The sequence below is a fragment of the Pseudomonas sp. ARP3 genome (assembly GCF_001029595.1).
In the GTDB taxonomy this organism is placed as follows: domain Bacteria; phylum Pseudomonadota; class Gammaproteobacteria; order Pseudomonadales; family Pseudomonadaceae; genus Aquipseudomonas; species Aquipseudomonas rhodesiae.
Genome location: NZ_LEKF01000011.1, coordinates 24435 through 50540 on the forward strand (window position 1 = coordinate 24435; position 26106 = coordinate 50540).

Consider the following 26106-nt stretch of genomic DNA (forward strand, 5'->3'; position numbering starts at 1 on the left):
CGCGTTTCACAGTGAAGATAAATTTATCCTGCCATAGCAAAGCGGCCCCAATCGGGGCCGCTTCAGGGCATCAGTTTTTTGCGTTGAGCTTGCGCAGCTCTTCGTACGTGGCCGACTGGACGAACCAGAAGCCGGAAATGATGCACCACGTCAACGTTCCCCCTACCAGCACCGCCAGGCCCGACAGGAAGCTGGCGCTGAACATCGACACCAGACCGATCAACCAGACGAAGGCCAGGGCGATGTACAAAACCGTGTTGTTAACGCTGATAACGAAATCTTTCATGACGCTTCCTTGTAGAAAATAACCGGTCGGCCTCATCAGTGAAGCCGACCGCGGCATCATAGTGCCATGTTTAAGCCGATGCCACTCCAACCTCGATCAGGCACCACCAGAGCCACGTAATAGTCTTTGGCGGGTGCCCGTAAATGGTAGAGTCGCGTTTTTTCCAAGGAAGCGATGGCATGCGGAACGTGGTATTGGGCGCATTGGCACTGGCGGTACTGAGCGGTTGCGCGGGTTCGAAGATGAACGAGGCGCGCACCGGCGCCCCCTACAAAACCCTGGCATCGGACAAGGCCACACTGGTGGTTGCCGAGTGCATTCAGTTCGGCTGGCAGGATGAAAGTGTGTTCGGCGTGGACGCCGGTGGCTTCAAGGAACCGAGCGAGGCAGGTGGTTTCACCGTGTACACCACTGGCGGCGATTACTTCGTCGACATTCAGAGCGTAGGCGCAGGTTCCAGCGTCAAGTACTACGCCGCCGAAGACACGATGCCCGCCAAGCGTCGCTTGGCCGCGCTGGCGACCTGTCTGTAGTCCCTTGCCTTAGTCATATTCGGAAACGCCCGGCGGGACAGGCGTTGGGCATTGGCTTATGATTCACCTCGCTCGCCCGGGGTGATGGCTCTTTACCAGTACACGGACGTCAAGGCCGTCGCGCCGGGCGAGCATCCTCCCTTGATCAGCGTGGCATGTAGCCCAAGTGCCAACGCCGCGGGATCTTCAACGACACCAACCCCAACACCGCCGCCAATGCAGCGCTGACCCACAGCGCGCGCAGGCCCATGTGCTGCTGCAACACTGCACCGATCACGGCGCCGACAAACATGCCGCCCCATGGAATCAGCTGCACCCGCCAACCGCTGCGGCGTTCGCCCAGCAGCCAACGGCCCAGCCCGCGACCGAAACGCGAAAGTGCGCCGGTCACATAGGTCAGGCCCACCGGCAGGCCGTTCACTTCCTCGACCGCCGCGTTAAGCATGCCCATGGCCACGATGGCAGCCAGTAGCGCGGGCAACATGTCTTCGAATGGCCAAAAGGCGCCGCAGCACAGCAGCGCAGCGATATACAGCAGCAGCGGCAGGGCGTGGCGCCGGCTGAATCGGCTGACCACGATCCCCAGCGCGTTCCCCAGAACAAAGGTGGCGACCAGCAACAGTAGTCGTAGGGTCAGGCTGTGGTCGCCGGCGCCGATAGCCACCGCCAGGCGGGTGGTGTTACCGCTCATGAACGAAACGAAGTCGCCGCTGGCCATAAAGCCAATGGCATCCGTCATACCCGCCAGCACCGATAAGCTGCCCACCAGCATCATGCCGATGCGGCCTCGCCATAAGCGTCGATGAGCCAGTGCAGCGTTGGCGTACGGTTTGCGGGGCGGAGGCAGCATGGACGCGGGTTCCTCGGTGAGATTATCCGGCCACTACGGTAGGACGCTTTGACCTTACGCGCAATGATCTCAGACAGCTTCCAGGCACCATCCTGTGGATGTCCACTGCAACCGATGGGTCGGGCCGATGGCCCGGACAAACGCGTCGTCATGGGATACCACCACCAAAGCGCCCGCAAACCCTTGCAACGCGTGTTCGAAGGCAAGCACCGACTCCAGGTCCAAGTGGTTGGTCGGTTCGTCCAGCAACAATAATTGCGCCGGGATTTCACGCCACAGGGCAATCGCCATCGCGGCCTTCAGACGCTCGCCACCGCTGAGCTGCGCGACCGGCTGAGTCACACGCACGGCGTTCAGTTGCAGCAAAGCCAGACGAGTACGCAGCTCGCCTTCGGCCAGCGGCGTTTCGAGCAGATTGAGGTGCTCGATAACCGAGCGTCGGTCCTCCAGAAAGGCCAGTTGCTGATCGATGTAGGCGGTGGGTACCGGCACCCAACACTCACCGCTGACTGGGTGGGAATCGCCCGCCAGCACTTTGAGCAAGGTGGATTTACCGCAACCGTTAGGGCCCTGCACGATTACTCGCACGGGGCCCATCAAACTGAGCGTCAGTGCGGGTGTATGCAACCATGGTAGGCGTGCATCCACCAACCTCAGCACCAGACGCCCCTTAGGCACCGTCGACGCCGGCAAGGCGATCAATGTCGGCGACTGTTCCTCCACGCGCTCATGGGCTTGGCGGACCTGAGTATCCAGTTGTTGTTTACGCGCGTATTGCTCACTGCGCACGCTGCTGACCACTTCGCTGGCGGTGCGCTTCCAGCGCGCCTGGGTAAACCGGTCCACATTCGCGGTTTGTGCGTGCTGGTGCGCACGGGCGGCATTGCGTTGCAGTGTATCGTGGTCCTTTTGTAGGCGACGGCGTTCGCGACTGCGCTCCAGGCGCGCCTGTTCCAATGCCGCGACGGCGGCCTGTTGCTCGGCGTCGCGTTGCCGGCGATAAGTCTCGTAATTACCGCCATAGACGAGAAGACCGAGGGGCGACACTTCGACGATGCGCGCCAGGCTATCGAGCAAGGGCCGATCGTGACTGACCACCACCAAGCCGCCGCGCCACTGGCCCAGCGCTCGCATCAGCCAGGCGCGGCCATCGCTGTCGAGGTGGTTGGTGGGCTCGTCGAGTACCAGCACCTGTGGCGACGCCAACAGGGCGCCGATCAGCACTACCCGCGCCAGTTGGCCGCCACTGAGCTGTTCGGCCGATGAATCCGCCGCCAGTGACCCCAGACCGGCTTCATCCAGGGCCGCGCGCAGACGTTCGGGTAGATCCCAGCGATTGTCGATCAGGTCAAAATCGTCGATGTGCGCCGCGCCCGCAGCCATGCGTTCCAGCGCTGCCAGCACGTTGGCAGTGCCGCTAAGATCGGCAACGCTCATTCCCGGATTGACCACCACCCGTTGCGGCACATAGACCGCGCTGGCCGAGCGGGTGATCGAGCCGGATGACGGCACAAGCACCCCGGCGATCAATTGCGCGAGCACGCTTTTGCCACGGCCATTGCGTCCCACAATACCGGTGGAGGTGTGATCGATGGACAGGTTCACGTCAGCCAGCAAGGTTTCGCCATTGGCGAACTGGAAGGTAACGTGTTGCAGGGAAATCATTGCGGGCAGCCGTTTGACGTGAGTCATCAGCACCTCCAAAAAAATGTCGGACAGGCCAACTAGCGCGCATGGCGCTGGTTGCGGATACATTTTGGAAGGCTTAGTGGTTCACGTCGGCGGTCGTCCTAGAGAACAGGAGGGCGGCAGAGCCTAACCTGCCTTGGCCTTTTGCGGCAAGTCGGCGGCCAGTCTTTCCAGGAACATCGCCAGTGCAACTTCCTCGGCTTTCAAGCCTTTGCGCACTCGCGGCTTGGGCAATTTCGACAACTCGCCAAGGCTGAAATGCTCCAGCACCGCCGGGTGGATGTAACACTTGCGGCACACCGCCGGAGTATTACCCAGCTGTTTGGCGACATCCTTGACCATCGCCACCACATGGCGCTTAGCATCGGATTCGGGCTGCCACTCCAACTCGCGCAGCACCGCCAACGCCATGGCGGTGCCGGCCCAGGTGCGGTAGTCCTTGGCGGTGAAGTCTTCGCCGGTGAGGCTGTGCAGATAGGCATTCACATCATGCGAGCTGACCGTGTGGCGCTCGCCGTTCTCGTCCAAGTACTGGAACAGGTTCTGTCCCGGCAATTCCATGCAGCGTTTCACCACATTTGCCAGGCGGCGGTCCTTCACGCTGAGCTGGTGCTCGACGCCGCTCTTGCCGCGAAACTGGAACTGGATTTCGCTGCCTTTGACGTCCACATGACGGTTGCGCAGGGTGGTCAAGCCATAGGATTTGTTGTCGCGGGCGTATTGGGTATTGCCGACGCGGATCAGGGTGGCGTCCAGCAGCATCACCACGGTAGCCAGGACTTTCTCGCGGGTGAAACCGGGCTCGGCCAGTTGTGCTTCCAACTGCTTGCGCAGTTTTGGCAGGGCATTGCCGAAGGCTTGCAAGCGCGCGTACTTGTCGGTGTCGCGCACTTCGCGCCAGCGTGTGTGGTAGCGGTATTGCTTGCGCCCACGGGCGTCGCGGCCGGTGGCTTGCAGGTGGCCGCGCGGGTCGGCGCAGATCCACACGTCGGTGTAGGCCGGTGGCACCGCCAGGGCGTTGAGACGTCGGATCTCGTCAGCATCGGTGATGCGTTCGCCCTTGGGGTCGAAGTACTGGAATTTGCCGCGCACTTTCTTGCGGCGAATGCCCGGCTGGGTGTCATCAACGTAATGCAGGTCGCGAGGCAGGTCGGCGGGCAGCGCGGAGTCGGGCATGGGTCAGGTTCCTTGGCAACAAAATCAGGCCGGTATGTCTGATGGACCGCAGCTGTGTGCGGTCGTGCCAAAAGGTTTGCTAGGCCAGCACCGCCACGGCCTTGATCTGCGCCCACAGAGGCTGGCCGGGATGCAATTGCAACTGATCGCGGGAAAACCGTGTGATGCGCGCCAGTAACGGTGTACCACCGGCGTCCAGGCGCACCAGTACATGGGCGCTGTTGTCCGCGGCGATTTCCTCGGTGACGGTCACCGGCAAACGGTTGAGGATGCTGCTGTGTTCTTCGGCCTGCGGGCTGAGGCTCACGTCACGAGCCTGCACCTTGACCCGCAGGGCCTGGCCGATGCCCAGCGGTGCGTGGGCCACGCGCATGGTCGAGGCACTGCCCGGCAACTGCAACGTGAGTAATTGGTAGTGCGCATCGTAGGCAGTGACCACGCCGTCGATCACCACACCGGCTTCGTCGCCACGCGCCAGGGGCAGGTCCAGGCGCGCCAGCGTGTCGCCGATGGGACCGCTGGCCAAGGCCTTGCCGTCGCTGAGCAGCACGATGTGATCGGCCAGGCGCGCCACCTCATCCTGGGCATGGCTGACGTACAGCACCGGGATGTCTAACTCGTCGTGCAGGCGTTCCAGGTACGGCAGGATTTCGCTTTTGCGCTGGCTGTCGAGGGCGGCCAGGGGCTCATCCATCAGCAGTAAGCGCGGGCTGGTAAGCAGAGCGCGGGCGATGCCGATGCGCTGGCGCTCGCCGCCGGACAGGTGCTGCGGGTGACGTTCGAGCAAGTGGCCGATGCCCAGCAGTTCGGTGGCCTGAGTGATGTCCACCCGCCGTTGCGCGCGCGGTGTGCGCTTGAGGCCGAAGGCCAGGTTGGCGCGCACCGACAAATGCGCAAACAGGCTCGCTTCCTGGAACACATACCCCAACGGGCGCTGGTGCGGTGGTACGAATAGGCCGCTGCGGCTGTCTTGCCAGACCTCATCGTTGATCCGCACAAAGCCGTCGCCGGCCCGCTCCAACCCGGCGATGCAGCGCAGGCAAGTGGTCTTGCCCGAGCCGGAATGCCCGTACAGCGCAGTGACGCCGCGCCCGGGCAGGTGCAGGTCCACATCGAGAGCAAAGCCGGAGTACGACAGTCGCAGGCGTATTTCCATCATCGATATCAGTTCCAGCCCATGTTGGTTTTACGGCTGGAGTAGAGCGCCAGCAACACAAAGAACGCGAACACCACCATGGCGCCGGCCAGCCAATGGGCCTGGGCGTATTCCATGGCTTCGACATGGTCGTAGATCTGCACCGACACCACGCGCGTCTTGTCCGGAATATTGCCGCCGATCATCAGCACCACACCGAATTCACCCACGGTGTGGGCAAAGCCCAGAATGGATGCGGTGACAAACCCCGGCCGCGCCAGGGGCAGGATGACGCTGAAGAACGTGTCCCACGGCCCGGCGCGCAGTGTCGCAGCGACTTCCAAAGGCCGCGTGCCGATGGCCGAAAAAGCGTTTTGCAACGGCTGCACCACAAACGGCATGGAATAGATCACCGAGCCAATCACCAGCCCGGCGAAGCTGAATGTCAGGGTGCCCAGCCCCAGCCACTGGGTGAACTGGCCGAAGTAACCGTTGGGCCCCATGCTCAGTAGCAGGTAAAAGCCGATCACCGTCGGTGGCAGCACCAGGGGCAGGGCGACGATCGCCCCCACCGGCCCGCGCCACCAGGAGCGCGTACGTGACAGCCACAGGGCAATTGGAGTGCCGATGACCAGCAGGATCACGGTGGTCAGTGACGCCAGTTTGATGGTCAACCAGATCGCGGAAAAATCGGCACTCGATAGGGGCATTTACAGCTCGTAACCGTAGGATTTGATAACGGCAGCGGCTTTCGGCCCTTTGAGGTATTCGACCAGCGCTTTGGCAGCGGCGCTGTCTTTGCCTTTGTTGAGGATCACCGCGTCCTGTTTGATCGGGTCATGCAAGGCCGCGGGGACGATCCACGCCGAACCGCTGGTGACTTTGCCGTCTTTATAGATCTGCGACAAGGCCACAAAGCCCAGCTCGGCGTTGCCAGTGGAAACGAACTGATAGGCCTGGGTGATGTTCTGGCCTTCGACGACCTTGTCCTTGACCTGTTCGCTCAGGCCCTGTTTGGCCAAAACCTGGGTGGCGGCCAGACCATAGGGCGCCGCTTTGGGGTTGGCGATGGACAAGTGCTTGAACTGATTGCGTTTTAACACCTCACCATTGGCATCGACATAGCCAGCTTGAGGCGACCACAGCGCCAAGGTGCCCACCGCGTAGGTGAAGCGCGAGCCTTTGACTGTATCGCCTTCGTTTTCGAGTTTCTGTGGGGTGCTGTCGTCGGCGCTGAAGAACACTTCAAAGGGCGCGCCGTTCTTGATCTGGGTGTAGAACTGGCCGGTGGCGCCGTAGGACGCGACCAGTTTATGGCCGGTGTCCTGTTCGAAGCTGGCGGCCAGCGCCTGGATCGGTGCGGTGAAATTGGCCGCCACCGCCACTTGGACTTCATCGGCGTGGGCCGAGCCGAACACGAGGGCGGTAGCCAGGACGGCCAGGCGTGAGGCATGAATCAGCATGAAGCAGCTCCTTGGAATGCACGGCGTGGTTAATCGCTATGTACGGGACTATATAGCGGTTGGCCACTGCCGGTACAGTGCAACGTTGCCGCAACGGCCTGGGTTACGTGAGCTTGGCCAGCGCCTGCTCGGCCAATTGACGCGTCAATTCGTAAGTGCCTATGTCACGGCCCAGACGCAAGGCCTGGCCTGACCACAGGTTGCTGAAACCGCCTTCATCCTTTGCTTTGAGCGGCATCAAGGCGCCGCCGGCGCGGGGAAATGCCGGCGCTGCGGGATTCATCGCGCCCAATTCGCGCATGACTCGATTGACGATGCCTCGCGCCGGGCGGCCGGTGAACAGGTTGGTCAAGGCGGTTTCACTGGCCTGGGCGTGGCGCAACGCATAGTGATGGGCCGCGCTCACATTGGCTTCGGGGGTAAACAGGTACGCCGTGCCGACCTGCACCGCCGAGGCGCCCAGGGCGAACGCTGCGACGATGCCCCGCGCGTCGCCGATACCGCCCGCGGCGATCACCGGCACGCTGACGGCGTCGACGATCTGCGGCACCAGCGCCATCAGGCCGATCTGAGTGTTGAGGTCATCGCTAAGGAACATGGCCCGGTGACCTCCAGCCTCGATGCCCATGGCGATGATTGCATCGCAACCGTGGGCCTCTAGCCAGCGGGCTTCTTCCACCGTGGTGGCCGACGACAGCACCTTGGCCCCCGTGGCTTTGACCCGATCCAACAAGGCTTTTTCCGGCAGCCCGAAGTGGAAACTGACGACCTCGGGACGGAACGCTTCTACCACCTGACACGCCTCGTCGTTGAACGGCGCACGGTTGGACACCGGCGTCGGCGCCTCGAAATCGGCGCCCAGTTCGCGGTAGAACGGTTGCAGCAGGGCTTTCCAGCGTTGGTCGCGAGCCTCGTCCGGCGCAGGCGGCTGATGGCAGAAGAAGTTCACGTTAATCGGCCGGTTGCTGGCCGCACGGATGACGCTGAGGCTTTCACGCAGCTGCTCGATACTCAGCGCGGCGGCGGGCAGCGAGCCCAACGCGCCTGCCTGGTTGGCGGCAATCACCATGGCGGGCGTGGTGCCGACGGCCATGGGCGCCTGGATAATGGGTACCTCGATGCCGAGCAAGTCGAGAATCCGTGTGTCAGGCCAGGTGCTCATGGATGGGGCTCCAGCGAAGGTCAGTGGTTTCGCTGTTTTTAGCAGGGCGTATGCCACGCGGCCAGTCTGTTTTATTCACTGGACGCTGTGGACGTTTCGTGCAGGGCTATCAGCTTTTGCTGTTACGTTCGCGCTCAAGCAATGCCTGCTTGCGTGCAACGCCCCAGCGGTAGCCGGACAGCTCGCCATCGCTGCGCACCACCCGATGGCAAGGGATTGCCACTGCAAGGCTGTTAGCGCCGCACGCCTGGGCCACGGCACGAAACGACTTGGGTGCGCCGATGCGCTGGGCGATCTGCGCATAACTGGCGGTGCTGCCCACTGGGATATCCCGCAAGGCTTGCCACACACGCTCCTGAAACGCGGTGCCACGCAGGTCCAACGGCAAATCCAGGCCTAGCGCGGGCGCCTCGACAAAGCCGACGACCTGGGCCACCAACCTTTCGAACGTCGCATCGGCGCCCACCAGTTCGGCCTTGGGGAATTGGTCTTGCAGGTCGCGCAACAGTTGTTCGGGGTCGTCACCCAGCAGGATCGCACAGACGCCTCGACTGCTCTGCGCCACCAAAATCGCCCCCAGCGAGCACTGCCCGACGGCGAACCAAATAGCGTTGTGAGCGCCGCCGGCCTTGTAGTCGCTGGGTTTCATGCCAAGCAGCTGATTGGCCGCTTCATAAAAACGACTGTTGGAATTAAAACCGGCGTCGTACAGCGCAGCCGTCACGGAATGCTGGCCCTTGAGCCCGTCGCGCACTTTGCGGGAACGATGGGCATTGGCGTAGCCCTTGGGCGTCAGACCCGTCACGGCCTTGAAAACGCGATGGAAATGGAACGGGCTCAGACCGGCTCGGTCAGCGAGGGTATTCAAGCTCGGCGCAGTGGCCGCGTGCTCGATATGCCGGCATGCGTCGGCCACCAATTGGGCATGGTGGGCGGCCAGTTGGGTCTGGTCGCCGCTCGCGCGTTTGCTGGGGCGATAGCCGGCGGCTTCGGCCTGCGCCGGGGTGTCGAAAAACTCAATATTCTCCGGGCGCGGCAGCCGCGAAGCGCTGCTGGGGCGGCAATAGACACCGGTGGTCTTAACGCCATACACAAACCACCCATCGGCGTTGCTGTCGCGGGCCACAATGGCAGCCCAGCGGGGATCTTGTTCGATAGTCATGCTTGGCACTCTTGACGGCTCCCGGGCAGATTAACCGCGCCGAGACCGCCTGGCACTCCGAAGCTTGCGGTCAAATCAACCGGCGGTGCGTAGCGTCAGGTTGATGCGTTGCGGGCCCATCACCGGATGCACCCCGTCTTTGATCGGCATCACCCCATGAAAGCGCAGGCGGTCCACACCGCCCCAGACCACCACATCGCCATGGAACAGCGAGATTTTCTGCGGTTTGTCTGCACGGGCATGGCCACCGAACAGGAAGATCGCCGGCAGGCCCAGGGATATTGACACCACGGGCGCTGCGTAATCGCGCTCGTTTTTGTCCTGGTGCAGCGACATCTTGGCCCGGGCCACGTAGCGGTTGATCAGGCAGGCGTCGGGGGCGAAGGCGGCGAAACCGGCCTCGGCCGCCGCCTCTACAGCCAATGAGCGCAAGGCTTCGGGCAAGGCGGGCCAAGGCTGTTGGGTGCGCGGGTCGAAGGGGGTGTAGCGATAGCCGGTGGTGTCGGTGGTCCAGCCCAGGTCACCACAACTGCTCAAGGCTGCCGACATGGTAAAGCCACCGGGGGTAACCATTTGGCGAAACGGTGCTTGCGCCAACACGCGGCGCAGTTCCGGTAGAAGACGATCAATCCAAGGCAGGGCATAGCCTCTTAGCACGTAGGACTGTTCGCCGATCTGCTCACGCCCTGCGGGTTGCTGCAAGGCGTGGTCGGCGAACAGGTCCGCAGTGGGGCCGGGCATGGGCTTAGAGTGCCTTGCTCACAGTGATGTCGGTAATTTCATCACTGGATTCATGAATTTTCGCCAAGGCTTGCTTGGCTTCTTCCAAGTCGTTGCTGTGCAGGTGGGCAAACTCGAAACGGCGCTCGCCGTTGAGCTTGTACTTGATCACGTATTTTGTGGTGGCAGTCACGGTTATTTCCTGTGGAAGGGCGGATCAGCTCAGCTTGGAGCTGGTACGACGCACGATACGAATCTTGTGGGACAGCGCAGGTTTGCGGGTCACGCTGATGGCGCGGCGGGTGACCACATCCAGGGTGATGTTCCAGAAACCGGTGCTCGGCGCGGTGATCTTCGCAGGGAATTTATCGAACGCACCGCCATGGTAAGTGTGGCGGCCGCCGTTTTTGAAGCTGCGAAAGTTCGCGTCGCTCATCAGACGGATATTGCAGGTTTGCGAGCATTCGATGACGACAATATCTCCCTCGTTGAGGTGCTCGCGCTGGTGGATAAATTTCATGGGAGTGTCTCCAGAAGGGCTTTTTCTGAAAAATCAGAATGATACGTAGGTTAAGATGGAGTTTATCAGCCCCAGCGCGTTTATTATCGGCCCGTCTTCAACGGCGTCGACAATTTAAAACAGTTATTTACCGTGTGATCAGGGATAAATCCTACGTGTCCGGGAGAAATTTACCATCCCCGCTGTCGTAGGGTCTTTATCGGAGGTTTTTATATGAAGTGGAGTGTGTTGGTTCTGGCCTTGGCGTTGGGTGGATGTGCTTCGGTTGCAGACATCAAGCAGACCCCGCCAACGTTGGCAGTGATTTCCGGTAAGAAGCCGCAGGAATACGCCGCATGTGTTGTGCAGAAACTCTCCACTACCCGTCGGCCACCGCAGATCGAGCCGCATAAGGAAGGCGTCAGGGTGATCGTGCCGCAGAAGTTCTCGGCCGACCCATCGGCGATTTTTGAAATCGAGGAACGCTCCAGCGGCAGCAGCATCAAGCTCTACGAGAGCATGTCGAATGTGCCGATTCGTCCGGGCGATGTGAAAAAAGCCGGTGAGGACTGCATCTCCGGCTGATCCTTTGAGCCTCATCATCAGACTTCGAATCCGATAAAAGCCTGGCCCTGCCGCTGCAGTGTCAGGCTTTTTTATTCTCGGCGTTAATATTGTGGAAGCAGGGCCATTGCCCTACTCTTTGTAAGGTTTATGCCGTAAGGGCATCAACTCATAACAATAAAAACGGAGTCGTGATGAAAGCTCTGCAACGAGTGCTGATAAGTAGCGCGCTGCTTTTGCTGATGGATAACGCCCAGGCGCTGGATGGTAAGAGAATTTTTATGGAGGGCGGCGCGCAGCCGGGCGCCATGCCCTGTGTGGCTTGCCATGGTGCGGATGGTTCAGGCATAGCGGCGGCTGGTTTCCCGCGGTTGGCGGGGCTGCCGGCAGCCTATGTACGCAAGCAGCTGGAGGATTTCAAAAGCGGTAGCCGTAGCAACCCGGTGATGCGCCCGCTGGCAATTGCCCTGACACCGGCGGAGGTGGACGCACTGAGCCAAGCCATCGCCGCGATGCCGGCGCCAGCACCGGCTGCGCTGCACCGCAGCGAAATGCCGACCACAGCCGCGCAGCAACTTGCCTGGCAAGGCGCGTGGGAGCGACAGATTCCTGCGTGCGTCAGTTGTCACGGTCCGGCCGGCAGCGGCATCGGTGACGCGTTCCCGCCACTGGCCGGCCAGCCTGCGGCTTATCTGGCTGCGCAGTTGAGCGCCTGGCAGAGCGGCACTCGCCGCAACGATGCCAATGATCTGATGGGGCACATCGCCAAGTCACTGACCGCCGAGGAAGTCCAGGGTGTCGCTCAGTACTTCGCGTCATTGAACGTGGAGGCTAAGCCATGAAGGCGCATCTGATCACTCCCGCTGTCGGGCTGTTGATGGTCCTGCCAAGCCATGCCGCAACCATCGCCATGGAAGACCAATCCCAGTTAGTGCCCCATTCGGTCGAATCGCCAGCCAGCGTGTTCCAGCCACCGGCGGAAAAAGACTTGCCCGACAATGCCTATGGCAAGTTGGTCAGGCAGGGATATGCCTTGTTCGTCGACACCAAGCGTCTGGCCCCGCAGTTTGTCGGCAACGGCCTCAATTGCAGCAATTGCCATCTCAACCAGGGCCGCCTGGCCAACTCGGCGCCGTTGTGGGCGGCCTATCCGATGTATCCGGCTTATAGAAAGAAGAACGACAAGGTCAACACCTACGCGGAGCGGTTGCAGGGCTGTTTCCAATTCAGCATGAACGGCGGCACCCCGCCGGCCGCCGACAGCCCGGAAATCACCGCTTTATCGGTGTACTCCTATTGGCTGGCCAGTAAGGCGCCGCTGGGCGTCGAGCTGCCGGGGCGCGGGTACCCAGAGGTGGCGCAACCGGCAGACGGTTACAGCTTGGCTCGGGGCGCACAGGTCTATGGAGAGCAGTGTGCGGTGTGTCATGGGCCGCAAGGCCAAGGGCAAAAGGTAGGCGACGACTACGCGATGCCACCGCTATGGGGTAAAGATTCCTACAATTGGGGCGCGGGCATGCACCGCATCAATACGGCCGCATCGTTTATCAAACACAATATGCCACTGGGTAAAGGCGGCAGTTTGAGCGACCAGCAGGCCTGGGATGTGGCGGCCTACGTCAACAGCCACGAACGGCCGCAGGATCCGCGCCTGGTGGACGGCTCGGTGGAGAAGACCCGACTGAAGTTCCACGCCAACGACGGCGTCAATTTGTATGGCCAATCCGTAGAGGGCGTGCTGATCGGGCAGGGCATCCGTTAGACTGTCGACCATTCAATGCAAAAATGCCGTGCGAGCCCGGGTTCGCGCGGTATTTGTCTTTTTCTGGAAGCCAGTTATGAAACGTGAAGATGTCAGAGCCCGCCATGCCGAGGGTCAGATCTCGGCCACCCATGTCATCCAAAATCCTGCCGACCTCGGCGAGTGGATCGTTTTCTTCAAAAAAAGCGGTGGACGCAGTTTCTTCCTGGTGGACGATCAGGACGAGGTGGAGTCGTTCCAGCGCCTGGACGATCTGATCGAGACCATTCGCGGACTGGGCATCAAGTTCGCCGACATTCAGCTGTAAGCGCCGACGCTTATTTGCACACCACGACGACGCTGCGGCTTTTGTAGTTGCCAACGTCCTGGCCCAGGGTTTTCTCGCTTTCCTTGAGCGACGGCGTGCCTTCGGTGCCGACAATACGGTAGCCGGTGCCTGCACATGAAGCGTCGGCCTTTTCGTAACAGCTGGCCCAGGAATTGGCTTCGCCGGAACAGTCAATGGTCAGGCCTTGTTCGCCGTTTTTCAGGTAGACGTCCGAGGTGGTGGTGCAGCCGGCGAGTGCCAGTGCCGCAGTAAGTGCCAGAATCTTGTTCATAGGTGTTCGTCATCAAGGGTATAGGAGGGGAGCGCTGACACTGTCGTGGGGCGTTTGGCGAAGATTATAGCGAACTGCCATCTGCGTACAGACAAACACAAAAAAGCCCCATTCTCAGGGGCTTCATAGGTGAAAGCTGACGCTCACTTACCTTTAGGGCGCTTGCTCGAAGCGTGGCCGGCCTCATCCACGAACACTTCGGCCACTGCGATCGCCTCACGTTCGGTGGCGAAGGTGCCAGCGACGCTGTCGCCGTGGAAGTTGATCAAATGCCAGCCGTCCGCGCGCTGGGTAATCAGGTAGCCGTTCACACCTTTGGGTTCTGACATCTATTAACAATCTCGTGGTCTGGTTCAAGGCCGCAATGATAGCGCCAAATGTCAGGGTTCAGGGCAAGTTAATCCAGGTCAATGTTCCAGCGCGCCAGCGTGATAAAAAGGCTTCAGCAGATTGAAACAATAAGCAGTGAGTATTTTTGCCGAAGTAACGGCAGTGCTGTTTGTAAGATAAGTGGAACTTACGCTGAGATTTTTTCTCTATGATGACATCGCAACGCCAGCAGGACCCATTGTAAGGTGGCTGCGGCCTGATTAGACTGCGCCGAATTCCGTACGCATAGCCCTTTGTAAGGACCCATATGATCAAGAAATGCTTGTTCCCAGCAGCCGGTTACGGCACTCGCTTCTTGCCAGCGACCAAGGCCATGCCCAAAGAGATGCTGCCGGTGGTGAACAAGCCACTGATTCAGTACGGTGTGGAAGAAGCTCTGGATGCCGGTCTGAATGAAATCTCCATTGTGACCGGTCGCGGTAAGCGCGCCCTGGAAGACCACTTCGACATCAGCTACGAGCTGGAAAATCAGATCAAGGGCACCGACAAGGAAAAATACTTGGTCGGCATCCGTAAGCTGCTGGACGAGTGCTCGTTCTCCTACACCCGCCAGACGCAAATGAAAGGCCTCGGCCACGCGATTCTGACTGGTCGCCCGCTGATCGGTGACGAACCGTTCGCCGTAGTACTGGCGGACGACCTGTGCGTAAACCTGGAAGGCGACGGCGTACTGACCCAGATGGTCAAGCTGTACCAGAAATACCGCTGCACCATCGTTGCCGTGATGGAAGTGAACCCGACCGAAACCAACAAGTATGGCGTGATCGCCGGTGATGACATTGGTGATGGCCTGATCCGCGTACGCGACATGGTCGAGAAACCTGCACCGGAAGATGCTCCATCGAACCTGGCGATCATCGGTCGCTATATCCTGACCCCGGACATCTTCAAGTTGATCGAAGAAACCGAGCCAGGCAAGGGCGGTGAGATCCAAATCACCGACGCTCTGTTGAAGCAAGCTAAAGACGGCTGCGTGATTGCCTACAAGTTCAAGGGCCAGCGTTTCGACTGCGGCGGCGCGGAAGGCTACATCGAAGCCACCAACTTCTGCTACGAGCACTTCTACAAGACTGGCAAGGCGTACTGATTCACGCCTGTTCGCCGGTTTTAAGAGAAAGCCACCTTCGGGTGGCTTTTTCGTTTTTCAGCCTTATGTAAGTCGGTATGCTGGTGTCCTGCCGAGGAGAGTGAAATGGCCTACGATTTTGATCTGTATGTAATTGGCGCTGGTTCCGGCGGTGTTCGCGCGGCGCGTTTTGCCGCAGGGTTTGGCGCCAAGGTTGCCGTCGCGGAAAGCCGCTATCTGGGCGGCACCTGTGTGAACGTGGGCTGCGTGCCGAAAAAGCTCTTGGTGTACGGCGCGCATTTTGCCGAAGACTTCGAACAGGCCAGCGGCTTTGGCTGGTCCTTGGGCGAGGCGAATTTCGACTGGGCGACGTTGATCGCCAATAAGGATCGCGAGATCAATCGCCTCAATGGCATCTATCGCAACCTGCTGGTCAACAGTGGCGTGACCCTGCACGAAGGGCACGCGCGATTGGTGGATCCGCATCAGGTGGAAATCAATGGTGAGCGCTTTACCGCCAAGCACATCCTGATCGCCACGGGTGGCTGGCCGCAGATTCCGGAGATTCCAGGGCGCGAACATGCCATTGGCTCCAATGAAGCGTTTTTCCTCAAAGAGTTGCCCAAGCGCGTGCTGGTGGTGGGCGGCGGTTATATCGCCGTTGAGTTTGCCGGGATTTTCCATGGCCTGGGCGCTCAGACTAGCCTGCTGTATCGCGGTGATTTGTTCTTGCGCGGCTTTGACGGCTCGGTGCGCAAGCATCTGCAGGAGGAGTTGACTAAACGCGGCTTGGATCTGCAGTTCAACGCCGATATCGAACGCATCGACAAACAAGCCGATGGCAGCCTGAAGGCCACCCTCAAGGATGGCCGTGTGCTGGAAGCGGACTGCGTGTTCTATGCGACCGGTCGGCGTCCGATGCTGGACAACCTGGGCCTGGAAAACACCGGAGTCGCTCTCGACGAGCGTGGCTTTGTGCAGGTCAATGACCAGTATGAAACCACCGAGCCTTCAATCCTGGCCATCGGCGATGTGATTGGTCGCTTGCAACTCACTCCGGTTGCCCTGGCTGAAGGCATGGCCGTAGCGCGTCGCCTATTCAAACCCGAGCAGTATCGCCCAGTGGATTACGCGATGATTCCGACAGCGGTGTTCAGCCTGCCGAATATCGGTACTGTAGGTTTGACAGAGGAGGAGGCGAAGAAAAACGGCCATAACGTTCAGATTTTTGAAAGTCGCTTCCGCCCGATGAAACTGACCCTGACCGACTGCCAGGAAAAGACCCTGATGAAGCTCGTGGTAGATGCCGATACCGACAAGGTGTTGGGCTGTCATATGGTCGGCCCGGACGCGGGCGAAATCGTTCAGGGCCTGGCGATCGCGCTCAAGGCGGGCGCGACCAAGCGGCATTTTGACGAAACCATAGGCGTGCATCCTACGGCGGCGGAAGAATTCGTCACCATGCGCACGCCAGTGGCCGACTGATCAGTCGGAGGGCTTGGCCTCTGGCGCCGTTGCAACGACGGCGGCCAGACGCAAGGCTTCGATACTGGCCTGGGCCTTGAGCAGGTCCAGTTCCAGGGCTTTATTGGCTTGCTGGTATTCAGTCAGTGCTGCCTGTCGCGACTGACTGTCCAGCAGCGCCACGCGCAGACGCTCTTGAAGCAAGGTGCGCTCGCCGTCGATACGGTTGAGCTGTTCGCTGAGCTGGCGGCGCTCGGTCTGATCTTTCTGGAATTTTTCCTGCAGTGCCGCCAGCTCTTTCGCTGTGACCCGCTGTTCGATCAGCAGCCGCTCATTATCCCGATGCAACTGAGTGATCTCATCCTGACGCACCATAGCGCTTTGCTGGGCCTGGCGTAGCTCTGCCTGAACTTGTTGCAATTGGCCTTCGTGGCGCCGCTGTTCCTGCTCGCGCTGTTCCTTGATGGCGCTGCGGTAGTGCTCCAGGGCATCCCGTGCATGGGTGTGTTTGTCTTCCAGCGAGCGGATCTGCTCATCTTTGTCGTTGAGGCGCAACTCGTAATCGCTGCACGCCTGGCTCAGCCCGGCATTGCGGGTCTGCTCGGTTTGCAGGCTGGTACTGGCGGTTTGCAAGGCTGCGCTTTCTTCCGCCAGGGCAGCGGCTTGAATATCGAATTGCTGCTGAAGCTGCTGATGGGCGTCCTGCAGGGTTTGCAGCTGGGCGTGCAGGGCGGTTTTCTCTTGTTCGAATTGCGCCAAGGCCAGGTCGATCGGCTCCTGAGCCTTGTCTTTGAGGCGCTGGGCCAGCCGCGCGACCAGCTCGCTCAGCTCTTCGTCGATGGGCGCCTCGGTGATGGTGACGCGTGATTCGCTCTCATCCAACTCCTTCAAGTAGCGGTGAATGGTGGTCTTGGAGCCGGTATTGCCCATTTCGATGCGTACTGCATCGATGCTGGGGTGTTCGCCTCTGGCGATGATCGCCAAGCGTGCCGTTTGAACCACTGCTTTATTGATGCCGCCGCGCGCCATGAGGTCTCCGTCGATTTAGTACTGTGGTACGTAATATGTAGTTACGTACTATAACATGGATTGTTTCACGTTAAAATTATGGATTTAACAGGTGGGATATTGGCGTATTATCCCGCGTCATGCGTGTCTTCAGCGCAACTGTCCCCGTTTCCAGTACGAATAGGCCCTCCATGAGCGATCTGGATCGATACCTCAACGCCGCCACTCGCGATAACACGCGCCGTAGCTACCGCGCGGCCATTGAACATTTCGAAGTGAGCTGGGGCGGGTTTCTGCCGGCCACCAGCGACAGCGTGGCGCGCTACTTGGTCGCGCACGCGGGTGTGCTGGCGGTCAATACCTTGAAGTTGCGGCTCTCGGCGTTGGCGCAGTGGCATACCAGCCAAGGCTTTCCTGATCCCACCAAGGCGCCGGTGGTGCGTAAGGTGCTCAAGGGCATCCGTGCGGTGCACCCCGCGCGGGAAAAGCAAGCCGAGCCGCTGCAACTCCAACAGTTGGAACAGGTGGTGGCTTTTCTTGAGCAGGAGGCGCAGGAGGCGAGCGAGTCCCAGGACACGGCACGGCTGCTGCGGGCCACGCGCGACAGGGCGTTGATCCTGCTGGGCTTCTGGCGTGGCTTTCGCAGTGACGAGCTATGCCGCTTGCAAGTGGAGCATGTGCAGGTCACACCGGGGGCCGGAATCAGCTTGTATGTGCCGCGCAGCAAAAGTGATCGCGACAACCTGGGCAAGACCTACCACACCCCGGCTCTGCTGCGCCTGTGCCCAGTGCGGGCCTATGGCGATTGGCTAAGTACGGCGGCGTTGGTGCGCGGGCCGGTGTTTCGTGCTATCGACCGCTGGGGCAATGTAGGGGAGGAGGGCTTGCATCCCAACAGCGTCATCCCGCTGCTGCGCCAGGCACTTGAGCGCGCCGGCATCCCGGCCGAGCACTACACCAGCCATTCGCTGCGACGGGGGTTCGCTACGTGGGCCCATCGCAATGGCTGGGATATGAAGTCATTGATGAGTTATGTCGGCTGGAACGACATGAAATCCGCCATGCGCTATGTTGAAGCGACGCCCTTTCTTGGTATGACGCTGGCTAATCAGCCATTGATTTAAGTTTTCTTCTATTAATAGGGTGACCTGATAGGGAAAACCAATCACCAGCATCAGGTTTGCCAATGAGCCATCTATCGAGAGACTGGGTAGGATTCACCTCATCAACTTCTTAACCCCTGACGGAGAGTCAACGATGCCTATCATCAACAGCCAAGTAAAACCGTTTAAAGCCACTGCGTTCAAAAACGGCAGCTTCGTAGATGTGACCGACGCTGACCTGAAAGGCAAATGGTCTGTGGTGTTCTTCTACCCAGCCGACTTCACCTTCGTTTGCCCAACCGAGCTGGAAGACCTGGCCGACAACTACGCCGAATTCCAGAAACTGGGCGTCGAGATCTACAGCGTGTCCACCGACACCCACTTTGCCCACGCAGCCTGGCACAACACTTCGCCAGCCATCGGCAAAATCCAGTACACCATGATCGGCGACCCGACCCTGACCATCTCCCGCAACTTCGACGTGCTGATCGAAGAAGCTGGCCTGGCAGACCGTGGCACTTTCGTGATCAACCCGGAAGGCCAGATCAAAATCGTTGAACTCAACGACGGCGGTGTGGGCCGTGACGCTTCCGAGCTGCTGCGCAAAATCAAGGCCGCTCAGTACGTTGCCGCTCACCCGGGTGAAGTGTGCCCAGCCAAGTGGAAAGAAGGCGAGGCCACTCTGGCTCCGTCCCTGGACCTGGTCGGCAAGATCTAAGTCTGTGAAGTCTCTAGGGCGGGTTCCCGCACCTGTGAAGTAAGCTGCAACCGCCCTCAAAACGCCCGGGCGAGATTCGCTCGGGCGTTTTTTTTCGACTGTAATAAACCGAATGAACAGGAAATCGCCCGTATGTTGGACGCCAATCTTAAAGCTCAGTTGAAGTCATACCTGGAACGGGTCACCCAGCCGATCGAGATCGTCGCCTCCCTCGACGACGGTGCGAAATCCCAGGAAATGCTGGCTCTTTTACAAGACGTAACCAGCCTTACCACGCTGATTACGCTGAAAACCGATGGTGACGATGGGCGTAAGCCGTCGTTCTCCATCAACCGCCCGGGTGCCGAGATCAGCCTGCGTTTTGCCGGTATCCCCATGGGCCATGAATTCACTTCGTTGGTGCTGGCCCTGCTGCAAGTCGGTGGCCACCCGTCGAAGGCCAGTGTCGAAGTGATTGAACAGATCCGCGCCCTCAAAGGCGAGTTCAGCTTCGAGACGTACTTCTCGCTGTCCTGCCAGAACTGCCCGGATGTGGTCCAGGCGCTGAACCTGATGGCAGTGCTCAACCCGAATATCCGCCACGTTGCTATCGACGGTGCGCTGTTTCAGGCTGAAGTCGATGAGCGCCAGATCATGGCGGTGCCCAGCGTTTACCTCAACGGGGTCAACTTTGGCCAGGGCCGCATGGGTCTGGAAGAAATCCTCGCCAAGCTCGACACCAGCGGCGCCGAAAAAGCCGCTGAGAAAATCAGCGCTAAAGACGCCTTTGATGTGCTGGTGGTCGGCGGTGGCCCAGCGGGCTCCTCGGCGGCTATCTATGCTGCGCGTAAAGGCATTCGTACCGGTGTTGCCGCCGAGCGTTTCGGTGGTCAGGTGCTGGACACCATGTCCATCGAAAACTTTATCTCGGTACAGGAAACCGAAGGGCCGAAACTGGCCAGTGCTCTGGAAGCCCATGTGCGTCAGTACGACGTGGACATCATGAACCTGCAGCGTGCCAGCAGCCTGATCCCGGCAAAAAATGCCGGCGAACTGCACGAGATCCGCTTCGAAAGCGGCGCGACCCTCAAGTCCAAGACGGTGATTCTGGCCACTGGTGCACGCTGGCGCGAAATGGGTGTGCCGGGCGAGCAGGAATACAAGGCCAAGGGCGTGTGTTTCTGCCCACACTGCGACGGCCCGCTGTTCAAGGGCAAACGTGTGGCAGTGATCGGCGGCGGCAACTCCGGCGTCGAAGCGGCCATCGATCTGGCGGGCATTGTTAGCCACGTTACGCTGCTGGAATTCGACAGCAAGTTGCGCGCCGATGCAGTCCTGCAGCGTAAGCTGTACAGCCTGCCGAATGTGGACGTGATCACCAGTGCGTTGACCAGCGAAGTGAAAGGCGATGGGCAGAAAGTCACCGGCCTAGCGTACAAAGATCGCGACAGCGGCGAGTTCAAGACTCTCGACCTGGAAGGTATCTTCGTACAGATCGGCCTGCTGCCCAACACCGATTGGCTCAAAGGCACGGTGGAGCTGACGCCGCGTGGCGAGATCATCGTCGATGCCCGTGGCGAGACCTCACTGCCTGGCGTGTTTGCCGCCGGCGACGTCACTACTGTGCCGTATAAGCAGATCGTGATCGCCGTGGGCGAGGGCGCCAAGGCCTCCTTGAGCGCATTCGACCACCTGATCCGCACCTCCGCGCCAGCATAAATACAGGCCCGGAAATGCAAAACCCCATGAGCGATCATGGGGTTTTTTCGTTTACATCGGTGCGGGTTGAATAATCTCGACCCAGTAACCGTCCGGGTCTTTGATAAATGCCAGGCTTTTCATGCGGCCATCGGTCAGACGTTTCTGGAAGTCACAGCCCAGGGCTTCGAAACGCTCGCAGGCGGCAACGATATCCGGTACCGAGATGCAGATATGGCCAAAACCACGCGGATCAGTGTTGCCGTTATGGTAGGCAAAGTCCGCATCGTTTTCGGTGCCGTGGTTGTGGGTCAGTTCCAGGATGCCGGGAATCGACTTCATCCACTGAGTACGCTCGGCCGCGTCGGCCGGGATCTGGGATTTATCCACGAGCGCCAGGAAGTACAGGCTGAATTCAGCTTCCGGGAAGTCGCGCTTTTCAACCAGGGAGAACCCCAGGACGCGGGTGTAGAAATCCAGCGAGCGGGTGATGTCCTTGACCCGCAGCATGGTGTGGTTGAACACGAAGTTCGTGGTGGCGGTTTCAGGCTGGGCGGTGACGCCCGGGAAAGTGTTCAGTTCGTGCAGGCTCATGGGCCCTCCAGAAAAAAATGGGGCAAACGCGACTCCAGCGTGGAGTGCTCCCTTGGCATGCGGCAAGCATTTATGCAGCCGGGCCATGATACGCAAGGCCCGTCCGCCGCGCCAAATGAAAAAGCCCGCGTAGGCCTTGCGACCGGTAGGTGGCGGGCCTCACACTTTGCCGCTGGTCCCTGGGGTGTTTTCGCAATGATTGACTGTCGTAAACCGCTGTTGATTGCTGTATGTGTGCTGTTGACCAGTCAGTGGGTGTTGGCTGGCGAGCCGGAAGTTCATTGGCCCAGCGGCTGGCAAATCGAAGAGGTGACGCCCGATGGCGATGCTCCCGTCAGCGCTAAGGCCGTGTCCCGACAGCGGGCGATCAAGAATGACGAGAATGGCCAGACTTTGATGGTCATGGAACTGACCGCTACGCCGATAGAAGCGGGACATAAAGTTAATCTTCAAGGCGTTTTGCTGGAGATGCGTAAGTCTATTCAAAAAGACTTCGCCAAAGGCGGCTATCAAAGCGTGTGCACCAAGATGCACCCTACGACCTTGAGCCGCCTCGACGCACTGGAAACTACTTGCGTGATAACCGAGAACGGGCGGCATGTGTTGTCACAAACATTGGTGGGTGCGGTCGATACTGACAACGCATATGTATTTTCATACGCCGGCCAAGCCCAAGCCTATGACACAAGCAAGAACGAAGTCAGTTCGGTGCGCGATAGCCTGAAACTCTAAAGCATGTGCGACGAACGTTTTTGAACAAAATGAACTTTTATTTAAGTCCGCTTGTGAACCCTTGAATAACAAAAGCCCCGCATGTGCGGGGCTTTTTATTAGTGCGTGTGGATCACTTGCGCAGCCAGGATTCAACGGTTTCCGCGCCGTGCTCTTCTTTCCAGGCTTTGAGGCCACGGTGGTTGCCACCTTTGGTTTCGATCAGTTCGCCGGTATGCGGGTTCTGGTAAACCTTGACCACGCGTGCGCGGCGCTGTTTAGGCGCGGAGGCGACCGCGCTGGCCTTGCTCAGGCTAGGATCCAGGATTGCGATGATATCGCGCAGGCTCTTGCCGTAGGTCTTCATCAGCCCTTGGAGTTTTTCTTCGAATTCGATTTCTTTCTTCAGGCTAGCGTCGTTCTTCAAGGACTCCAGCTGGGCCAGTTGCTCTTGAAGGGCTCTTTCTGCTGCGCGAAATTCGGCGAGTTTGGACAAAATCGGTACTCCAATAGTGTAGTTGGCTGATATCAACTGGGAAAAAAGCTCCAACCCAAGCGCTTTAAGGTGACTCTAAGACTCTAAGAAGAAGCATCCTGCGAGTTCAGCACAGGCAAGAAAAATTGTAGTAGTTAATCCGTCACGAGTAAATCATGTCCTTTGTCTCAGTAACATTATTTGCGCATCACTAATGCATGACTATTGAATCGCTGGCCAAGGATTTAATGAATTCATCGCACGGTAAGGGTCTGCCGAACAGGTAGCCTTGAAGATAGTCTACCCCGCGAGCGGCCAGGTATTCACACTGCTGCGCTGTTTCTACCCCCTCGGCGACAATGCCCAAATCGAGCTTGCCAGATAACTCTATGATGCTGTCCAGAATATGGCTGGAGAGTGCATCCACGCCGATCATGGCGACAAAGCTCTGATCGATCTTTAAGTAGTCCACATTGAAGTTGCGCAAATAGCCTAGGCTGGAATGGCCGGTGCCGAAATCATCAATGGCGATCATCACCCCAAGCTCATGCAAGGCGTCGAACAGGCGTCGCGTGACGTCGGTGGGCTCGATCAACTCGCGTTCGGTCAGCTCCAACACCAGAATGACCTGGCCGGGGACGAATGCGGCGAGGAATTCACGGCAGTCGTCCACCAGTTGCAGATCCTGGCAGTGGCGCGCGGTAATGTTCACACCGATATGAAACCCCGGCGCAAAGCGCGAGGCATGAGGCGCCAATTGAGCGGCGGTCTGCCAGAGCAGGGCGCGGGTCATGGGCACGATCAGGCCGCTATCCTCGGCCAGCGGAATGAACAGATCCGGCCGAACCAAGCCCTCCTTGGGGTGCTGCCAGCGCATCAGCACTTCACAGCCGGCCCATTCGCGGGTATCGCCGCGCACCACGGGTTGAAAATAAGGAATGAACTCATTGGCGCCCAACGCCCGTTGCAGCTCATGGGTCGGTGCCGAGGAGCGCTTTTGCAGCCAATGGGCGAACAGGCCCGCCAACATGCCAAAAAACACCACCAGGCTGAACAGCGCAGGATAGCGAGCTTGCATATATCGCCACACTTCACCCGCTGGCATGCCGGCGTCGACGCTGTAGTGATAACGCTTCGACACCAGGTGGTGATGAGCCACCGCAAATACCGGTGGCAGTGTCTCGTGGACCCGGCCTTGATCGTCGAGCCAGTGCGGCCCGACCTGCAGGATCAATTGCGCATACCGGCTGATCAGGCGCAGCGCGTTGGTCAGGTGGTACCCGTCTATGGAGGCGAACGCGGCCTTGTCGCCGTCTACCAGGCGGTAGACCAGCAGCGCTGTGTCAGGCGTGACCGGGTTGCCATTCATCAACCAAAGGCGCCCGTCTACGTAATCGTCTGGATTGACCGGCGAGACGTGGTCACCGCCGAACAGTGACGTGCAATAGATATTCTTTTGCCAGGACAAGGTGGTCGCCCGCACGAATGGCCGGCGTGTCACTTGCTCACGCAACGCCAACTGCGTGCCGTTGTCGCACGGTTGCCCGGCCAGGGGCAGCAGCGATTGGGCGGCGAGGGCGGTGTTGTCGAGCATCAGATCGAACTGGCGCACGGCTTCCTGCGCTGTCTGCGCACTACTTTGCTCCAAGGTGCGTTCGGCCTGCCAATGCAGAATAAGCACGCCTAGCAGGATCGGCTGCAGCGCGCATATTAGGCTGATGCAGTAACGGGTGATCGGCTTTCGAGGGCCTTGGACACTGAGAGGCATGGGTTCTGGGGCCTATTGCGCAGAGAGCGTGACCGGCGAAACGCTCGGTAATGCTCCGATGATAGATGGCTGGGTTCGAATATGCTCGCGTGATCCAGGCTTCGTGCGTTGTCGATATTGGCCAGGTGGTTGACGTATCTACCTGTGCAACAAACCTCTTGCACGCGCCAGGGCAATGGGGATTTGATAAGAGTACGGACAAACCAGGTTACGCTGTGTAGAATCGATTTACGCATACAAGAATATGACTTGCGCTCACGCAAGCCTAAAGCCGTCAGAGACTGATGTAACCATGAAGCGACTCGGCTCCCCCCTCATCTTTGGTGACTTCCTCGCCCGCAGCGTGCGAGGCCTGTCCTGCGCGCCACCCCTGCACCTCATCCTTGCTGGCAATTGATTTTTCTTTAATCAGACTCTTTATTTCAAAGAGCAGGATGAGGCACCGAACATGACCGACCAACACGCAAACCCAATGGGCCTGATGGGCTTTGAGTTCATCGAATTCGCATCGCCGACGCCCGGCACCCTGGAGCCGATCTTCGAGATCATGGGGTTCAGCAAAGTCGCCACCCACCGCTCCAAGAATGTGCACTTGTATCGCCAGGGCGAGATCAATCTGATCCTCAACAACGAGCCCAACAGTATCGCCTCCTACTTTGCCGCAGAGCACGGCCCGTCGGTGTGCGGCATGGCGTTCCGCGTCAAGGACTCCCAGAAAGCCTACAACCGCGCACTGGAACTGGGCGCGCAGCCGATCCATATCGAAACTGGCCCGATGGAGCTTAACCTGCCGGCGATCAAAGGCATCGGCGGCGCGCCGCTGTACCTGATCGATCGTTTCGGTGAAGGCAGTTCGATCTACGACATCGACTTCGTCTTTCTCGACGGCGTAGACCGCAACCCGCAAGGCGCCGGTCTCAAGGTTATCGACCACCTGACCCACAACGTCTACCGCGGGCGCATGGTGTACTGGGCCAACTTCTACGAGAAGCTGTTCAACTTCCGTGAGGCGCGTTACTTCGACATCAAAGGCGAGTACACCGGCCTGACCTCCAAGGCCATGAGCGCTCCGGACGGTATGATCCGCATCCCGCTGAACGAAGAATCGTCCAAGGGCGCCGGGCAGATCGAAGAGTTCCTCATGCAGTTCAACGGCGAGGGCATCCAGCATGTGGCGTTCCTCACCGATGACCTGGTCAAGACGTGGGATGCGTTGAAGAAAATCGGTATGCGCTTTATGACCGCGCCACCGGACACCTACTACGAAATGCTCGAAGGTCGCTTGCCGAACCATGGCGAGCCGGTGGACCAGTTGCAGGCCCGTGGAATCCTGTTGGACGGTTCTTCGATCGAGGGCGACAAGCGTCTGCTGTTGCAGATCTTCTCGGAAACCCTGATGGGCCCGGTGTTCTTCGAGTTTATTCAACGCAAGGGCGACGACGGTTTCGGCGAAGGCAACTTCAAAGCCTTGTTCGAATCCATCGAGCGTGATCAGGTTCGGCGCGGTGTGTTGACCACCGACTGAACCCACG

General features: G+C 59.5%; 30 protein-coding genes. 12 read left to right on the forward strand and 18 right to left on the reverse strand.

Going from position 1 to position 26106, the window contains the following annotated elements; all coding sequences use genetic code 11:
• Positions 1–70: 70 nt before the first annotated feature.
• Positions 71–286: a hypothetical protein gene (locus tag ABX75_RS14455; RefSeq protein WP_034098026.1), complete on the reverse strand. Its 216-nt coding sequence runs from the start codon at positions 284–286 to the stop codon at positions 71–73.
• A 179-nt stretch (positions 287–465) separates the two neighbouring features.
• On the opposite strand from ABX75_RS14455, the gene ABX75_RS14460 reads away from it, so the two are divergent.
• Positions 466–819, forward strand: coding sequence for a hypothetical protein (locus tag ABX75_RS14460; protein ID WP_034113797.1), 354 nt, complete (start codon positions 466–468; stop codon positions 817–819).
• Between the two features lie 145 nt (positions 820–964).
• Here ABX75_RS14460 and ABX75_RS14465 read toward each other — a convergent pair whose 3' ends face one another.
• From ABX75_RS14465 to ABX75_RS14510, 11 genes are all read right to left on the reverse strand, one after another.
• Positions 965–1669 (reverse strand): YoaK family protein, encoded by a 705-nt coding sequence (locus ABX75_RS14465; RefSeq protein ID WP_047882168.1) that lies wholly within the window; start codon positions 1667–1669, stop codon positions 965–967.
• Between the two features lie 69 nt (positions 1670–1738).
• The gene (locus ABX75_RS14470) at positions 1739–3361 is read right to left on the reverse strand and encodes an ABC-F family ATP-binding cassette domain-containing protein (RefSeq protein ID WP_047882169.1); all 1623 of its coding nucleotides are present in this window, start codon (positions 3359–3361) and stop codon (positions 1739–1741) included.
• A 123-nt stretch (positions 3362–3484) separates the two neighbouring features.
• On the reverse strand, positions 3485–4534 hold the full coding sequence (locus ABX75_RS14475; protein ID WP_034098018.1) for a DNA topoisomerase IB: 1050 nt from the start codon (positions 4532–4534) through the stop codon (positions 3485–3487).
• Positions 4535–4613: 79 nt separating this feature from the next.
• A complete protein-coding gene (gene modC, locus ABX75_RS14480; RefSeq protein ID WP_047882170.1) occupies positions 4614–5693 on the reverse strand; it encodes a molybdenum ABC transporter ATP-binding protein in 1080 nt (359 codons plus the stop codon).
• Between the two features lie 5 nt (positions 5694–5698).
• Positions 5699–6379, reverse strand: a complete 681-nt coding sequence (gene modB, locus ABX75_RS14485) for a molybdate ABC transporter permease subunit (protein ID WP_034098015.1) — start codon at positions 6377–6379, stop codon at positions 5699–5701.
• A complete protein-coding gene (gene modA / locus ABX75_RS14490) occupies positions 6380–7132 on the reverse strand; it encodes a molybdate ABC transporter substrate-binding protein (RefSeq protein WP_034098014.1) in 753 nt (250 codons plus the stop codon).
• 103 nt (positions 7133–7235) lie between these two features.
• Positions 7236–8294, reverse strand: coding sequence for a nitronate monooxygenase family protein (locus ABX75_RS14495; RefSeq protein WP_034098012.1), 1059 nt, complete (start codon positions 8292–8294; stop codon positions 7236–7238).
• A gap of 109 nt (positions 8295–8403) precedes the next feature.
• Positions 8404–9456: a bifunctional DNA-binding transcriptional regulator/O6-methylguanine-DNA methyltransferase Ada gene (gene ada / locus ABX75_RS14500; protein ID WP_034098010.1), complete on the reverse strand. Its 1053-nt coding sequence runs from the start codon at positions 9454–9456 to the stop codon at positions 8404–8406.
• A 75-nt stretch (positions 9457–9531) separates the two neighbouring features.
• Positions 9532–10197 (reverse strand): DNA oxidative demethylase AlkB, encoded by a 666-nt coding sequence (gene alkB, locus ABX75_RS14505; RefSeq protein ID WP_034098009.1) that lies wholly within the window; start codon positions 10195–10197, stop codon positions 9532–9534.
• A 4-nt stretch (positions 10198–10201) separates the two neighbouring features.
• Complete coding sequence (locus tag ABX75_RS29430; RefSeq protein WP_098100993.1) at positions 10202–10369, reverse strand: hypothetical protein; 168 nt, start codon at positions 10367–10369, stop codon at positions 10202–10204.
• A 24-nt stretch (positions 10370–10393) separates the two neighbouring features.
• Entirely contained in the window at positions 10394–10696 is a 303-nt protein-coding gene (locus ABX75_RS14510) for a DUF1883 domain-containing protein (protein ID WP_003191319.1), read from the reverse strand.
• Positions 10697–10909: 213 nt separating this feature from the next.
• On the opposite strand from ABX75_RS14510, the gene ABX75_RS14515 reads away from it, so the two are divergent.
• The 4 genes from ABX75_RS14515 (at position 10910) to ABX75_RS14530 (ending at position 13308) form a co-directional block, all read left to right on the forward strand.
• Complete coding sequence (locus tag ABX75_RS14515; protein WP_034098008.1) at positions 10910–11260, forward strand: hypothetical protein; 351 nt, start codon at positions 10910–10912, stop codon at positions 11258–11260.
• Between the two features lie 173 nt (positions 11261–11433).
• Positions 11434–12081, forward strand: coding sequence for a c-type cytochrome (locus ABX75_RS14520; RefSeq protein ID WP_047882171.1), 648 nt, complete (start codon positions 11434–11436; stop codon positions 12079–12081).
• Positions 12078–13001: a c-type cytochrome gene (locus tag ABX75_RS14525; protein ID WP_047882172.1), complete on the forward strand. Its 924-nt coding sequence runs from the start codon at positions 12078–12080 to the stop codon at positions 12999–13001. Before ABX75_RS14520 ends, ABX75_RS14525 begins: the two co-directional genes overlap by 4 nt.
• Before the next feature lie 76 nt (positions 13002–13077).
• A complete protein-coding gene (locus ABX75_RS14530) occupies positions 13078–13308 on the forward strand; it encodes a hypothetical protein (protein ID WP_034098003.1) in 231 nt (76 codons plus the stop codon).
• 10 nt (positions 13309–13318) lie between these two features.
• Here the strand turns inward: ABX75_RS14530 and ABX75_RS14535 are convergent, their stop codons facing one another.
• Positions 13319–13600 (reverse strand): hypothetical protein, encoded by a 282-nt coding sequence (locus ABX75_RS14535; protein WP_034098001.1) that lies wholly within the window; start codon positions 13598–13600, stop codon positions 13319–13321.
• Positions 13601–13743: 143 nt separating this feature from the next.
• Positions 13744–13929 carry a hypothetical protein gene (locus ABX75_RS14540; RefSeq protein ID WP_016969599.1) on the reverse strand — a complete coding sequence of 62 codons (186 nt, stop codon included), beginning with the start codon at positions 13927–13929 and terminating at the stop codon, positions 13744–13746.
• A gap of 308 nt (positions 13930–14237) precedes the next feature.
• On the opposite strand from ABX75_RS14540, the gene galU reads away from it, so the two are divergent.
• Positions 14238–15077, forward strand: a complete 840-nt coding sequence (gene galU, locus ABX75_RS14545; RefSeq protein WP_003173830.1) for a UTP--glucose-1-phosphate uridylyltransferase GalU — start codon at positions 14238–14240, stop codon at positions 15075–15077.
• Positions 15078–15182: 105 nt separating this feature from the next.
• The gene (gorA, locus tag ABX75_RS14550; protein ID WP_047882173.1) at positions 15183–16541 is read left to right on the forward strand and encodes a glutathione-disulfide reductase; all 1359 of its coding nucleotides are present in this window, start codon (positions 15183–15185) and stop codon (positions 16539–16541) included.
• Here gorA and ABX75_RS14555 read toward each other — a convergent pair whose 3' ends face one another.
• Positions 16542–17549 carry a DNA-binding protein gene (locus ABX75_RS14555; protein WP_040268400.1) on the reverse strand — a complete coding sequence of 336 codons (1008 nt, stop codon included), beginning with the start codon at positions 17547–17549 and terminating at the stop codon, positions 16542–16544.
• A 170-nt stretch (positions 17550–17719) separates the two neighbouring features.
• On the opposite strand from ABX75_RS14555, the gene ABX75_RS14560 reads away from it, so the two are divergent.
• From ABX75_RS14560 to ahpF, 3 genes are all read left to right on the forward strand, one after another.
• Positions 17720–18652, forward strand: coding sequence for a site-specific integrase (locus tag ABX75_RS14560; protein WP_047882174.1), 933 nt, complete (start codon positions 17720–17722; stop codon positions 18650–18652).
• A 133-nt stretch (positions 18653–18785) separates the two neighbouring features.
• Positions 18786–19349: an alkyl hydroperoxide reductase subunit C gene (gene ahpC, locus ABX75_RS14565; protein WP_003191303.1), complete on the forward strand. Its 564-nt coding sequence runs from the start codon at positions 18786–18788 to the stop codon at positions 19347–19349.
• Between the two features lie 132 nt (positions 19350–19481).
• Positions 19482–21047 carry an alkyl hydroperoxide reductase subunit F gene (ahpF, locus tag ABX75_RS14570; protein WP_034097991.1) on the forward strand — a complete coding sequence of 522 codons (1566 nt, stop codon included), beginning with the start codon at positions 19482–19484 and terminating at the stop codon, positions 21045–21047.
• A 51-nt stretch (positions 21048–21098) separates the two neighbouring features.
• On the opposite strand, the gene gloA is transcribed toward ahpF, so the two are convergent.
• Positions 21099–21620: a lactoylglutathione lyase gene (gene gloA / locus ABX75_RS14575; protein ID WP_047882175.1), complete on the reverse strand. Its 522-nt coding sequence runs from the start codon at positions 21618–21620 to the stop codon at positions 21099–21101.
• Between the two features lie 195 nt (positions 21621–21815).
• Here gloA and ABX75_RS14580 point away from each other — a divergent pair, with 195 nt between their 5' ends.
• Positions 21816–22352 carry a DUF4946 domain-containing protein gene (locus ABX75_RS14580; RefSeq protein ID WP_034097987.1) on the forward strand — a complete coding sequence of 179 codons (537 nt, stop codon included), beginning with the start codon at positions 21816–21818 and terminating at the stop codon, positions 22350–22352.
• Positions 22353–22464: 112 nt separating this feature from the next.
• Here ABX75_RS14580 and ABX75_RS14585 read toward each other — a convergent pair whose 3' ends face one another.
• Both ABX75_RS14585 and ABX75_RS14590 read right to left on the reverse strand, forming a co-directional pair.
• On the reverse strand, positions 22465–22827 hold the full coding sequence (locus tag ABX75_RS14585; RefSeq protein WP_034097985.1) for a histone-like nucleoid-structuring protein, MvaT/MvaU family: 363 nt from the start codon (positions 22825–22827) through the stop codon (positions 22465–22467).
• A gap of 190 nt (positions 22828–23017) precedes the next feature.
• Positions 23018–24574, reverse strand: coding sequence for an EAL domain-containing protein (locus tag ABX75_RS14590; RefSeq protein WP_034113776.1), 1557 nt, complete (start codon positions 24572–24574; stop codon positions 23018–23020).
• Positions 24575–25022: 448 nt separating this feature from the next.
• Here ABX75_RS14590 and hppD point away from each other — a divergent pair, with 448 nt between their 5' ends.
• Positions 25023–26099: a 4-hydroxyphenylpyruvate dioxygenase gene (gene hppD, locus ABX75_RS14600; protein ID WP_034097982.1), complete on the forward strand. Its 1077-nt coding sequence runs from the start codon at positions 25023–25025 to the stop codon at positions 26097–26099.
• Positions 26100–26106 lie beyond the last annotated feature (7 nt).

Bases quoted from the DNA above. Each gene is read 5' to 3' on its own strand.
- ABX75_RS14560 (WP_047882174.1), top strand. From the start codon at position 17,720: ATGAGCGATCTGGATCGATACCTCAACGCCGCCACTCGCGATAACACG.
- ABX75_RS14540 (WP_016969599.1), bottom strand. From the start codon at position 13,929: ATGTCAGAACCCAAAGGTGTGAACGGCTACCTGATTACCCAGCGCGCG.
- ABX75_RS14460 (WP_034113797.1), top strand. From the start codon at position 466: ATGCGGAACGTGGTATTGGGCGCATTGGCACTGGCGGTACTGAGCGGT.
- ABX75_RS14510 (WP_003191319.1), bottom strand. From the start codon at position 10,696: ATGAAATTTATCCACCAGCGCGAGCACCTCAACGAGGGAGATATTGTC.
- ABX75_RS14495 (WP_034098012.1), bottom strand. From the start codon at position 8,294: ATGAGCACCTGGCCTGACACACGGATTCTCGACTTGCTCGGCATCGAG.
- ABX75_RS14475 (WP_034098018.1), bottom strand. From the start codon at position 4,534: ATGCCCGACTCCGCGCTGCCCGCCGACCTGCCTCGCGACCTGCATTAC.
- ahpF (WP_034097991.1), top strand. From the start codon at position 19,482: ATGTTGGACGCCAATCTTAAAGCTCAGTTGAAGTCATACCTGGAACGG.
- ABX75_RS14455 (WP_034098026.1), bottom strand. From the start codon at position 286: ATGAAAGATTTCGTTATCAGCGTTAACAACACGGTTTTGTACATCGCC.
- modA (WP_034098014.1), bottom strand. From the start codon at position 7,132: ATGCTGATTCATGCCTCACGCCTGGCCGTCCTGGCTACCGCCCTCGTG.
- ABX75_RS14580 (WP_034097987.1), top strand. From the start codon at position 21,816: ATGATTGACTGTCGTAAACCGCTGTTGATTGCTGTATGTGTGCTGTTG.
- alkB (WP_034098009.1), bottom strand. From the start codon at position 10,197: ATGCCCGGCCCCACTGCGGACCTGTTCGCCGACCACGCCTTGCAGCAA.
- ABX75_RS14470 (WP_047882169.1), bottom strand. From the start codon at position 3,361: ATGACTCACGTCAAACGGCTGCCCGCAATGATTTCCCTGCAACACGTT.
- ABX75_RS14535 (WP_034098001.1), bottom strand. From the start codon at position 13,600: ATGAACAAGATTCTGGCACTTACTGCGGCACTGGCACTCGCCGGCTGC.
- ABX75_RS14465 (WP_047882168.1), bottom strand. From the start codon at position 1,669: ATGCTGCCTCCGCCCCGCAAACCGTACGCCAACGCTGCACTGGCTCAT.
- ahpC (WP_003191303.1), top strand. From the start codon at position 18,786: ATGCCTATCATCAACAGCCAAGTAAAACCGTTTAAAGCCACTGCGTTC.
- ABX75_RS14530 (WP_034098003.1), top strand. From the start codon at position 13,078: ATGAAACGTGAAGATGTCAGAGCCCGCCATGCCGAGGGTCAGATCTCG.
- ABX75_RS14555 (WP_040268400.1), bottom strand. From the start codon at position 17,549: ATGGCGCGCGGCGGCATCAATAAAGCAGTGGTTCAAACGGCACGCTTG.
- ABX75_RS14525 (WP_047882172.1), top strand. From the start codon at position 12,078: ATGAAGGCGCATCTGATCACTCCCGCTGTCGGGCTGTTGATGGTCCTG.
- hppD (WP_034097982.1), top strand. From the start codon at position 25,023: ATGACCGACCAACACGCAAACCCAATGGGCCTGATGGGCTTTGAGTTC.
- galU (WP_003173830.1), top strand. From the start codon at position 14,238: ATGATCAAGAAATGCTTGTTCCCAGCAGCCGGTTACGGCACTCGCTTC.
- gorA (WP_047882173.1), top strand. From the start codon at position 15,183: ATGGCCTACGATTTTGATCTGTATGTAATTGGCGCTGGTTCCGGCGGT.
- modC (WP_047882170.1), bottom strand. From the start codon at position 5,693: ATGATGGAAATACGCCTGCGACTGTCGTACTCCGGCTTTGCTCTCGAT.
- ABX75_RS14520 (WP_047882171.1), top strand. From the start codon at position 11,434: ATGAAAGCTCTGCAACGAGTGCTGATAAGTAGCGCGCTGCTTTTGCTG.
- gloA (WP_047882175.1), bottom strand. From the start codon at position 21,620: ATGAGCCTGCACGAACTGAACACTTTCCCGGGCGTCACCGCCCAGCCT.
- ABX75_RS14590 (WP_034113776.1), bottom strand. From the start codon at position 24,574: ATGCCTCTCAGTGTCCAAGGCCCTCGAAAGCCGATCACCCGTTACTGC.
- ada (WP_034098010.1), bottom strand. From the start codon at position 9,456: ATGACTATCGAACAAGATCCCCGCTGGGCTGCCATTGTGGCCCGCGAC.
- modB (WP_034098015.1), bottom strand. From the start codon at position 6,379: ATGCCCCTATCGAGTGCCGATTTTTCCGCGATCTGGTTGACCATCAAA.
- ABX75_RS14515 (WP_034098008.1), top strand. From the start codon at position 10,910: ATGAAGTGGAGTGTGTTGGTTCTGGCCTTGGCGTTGGGTGGATGTGCT.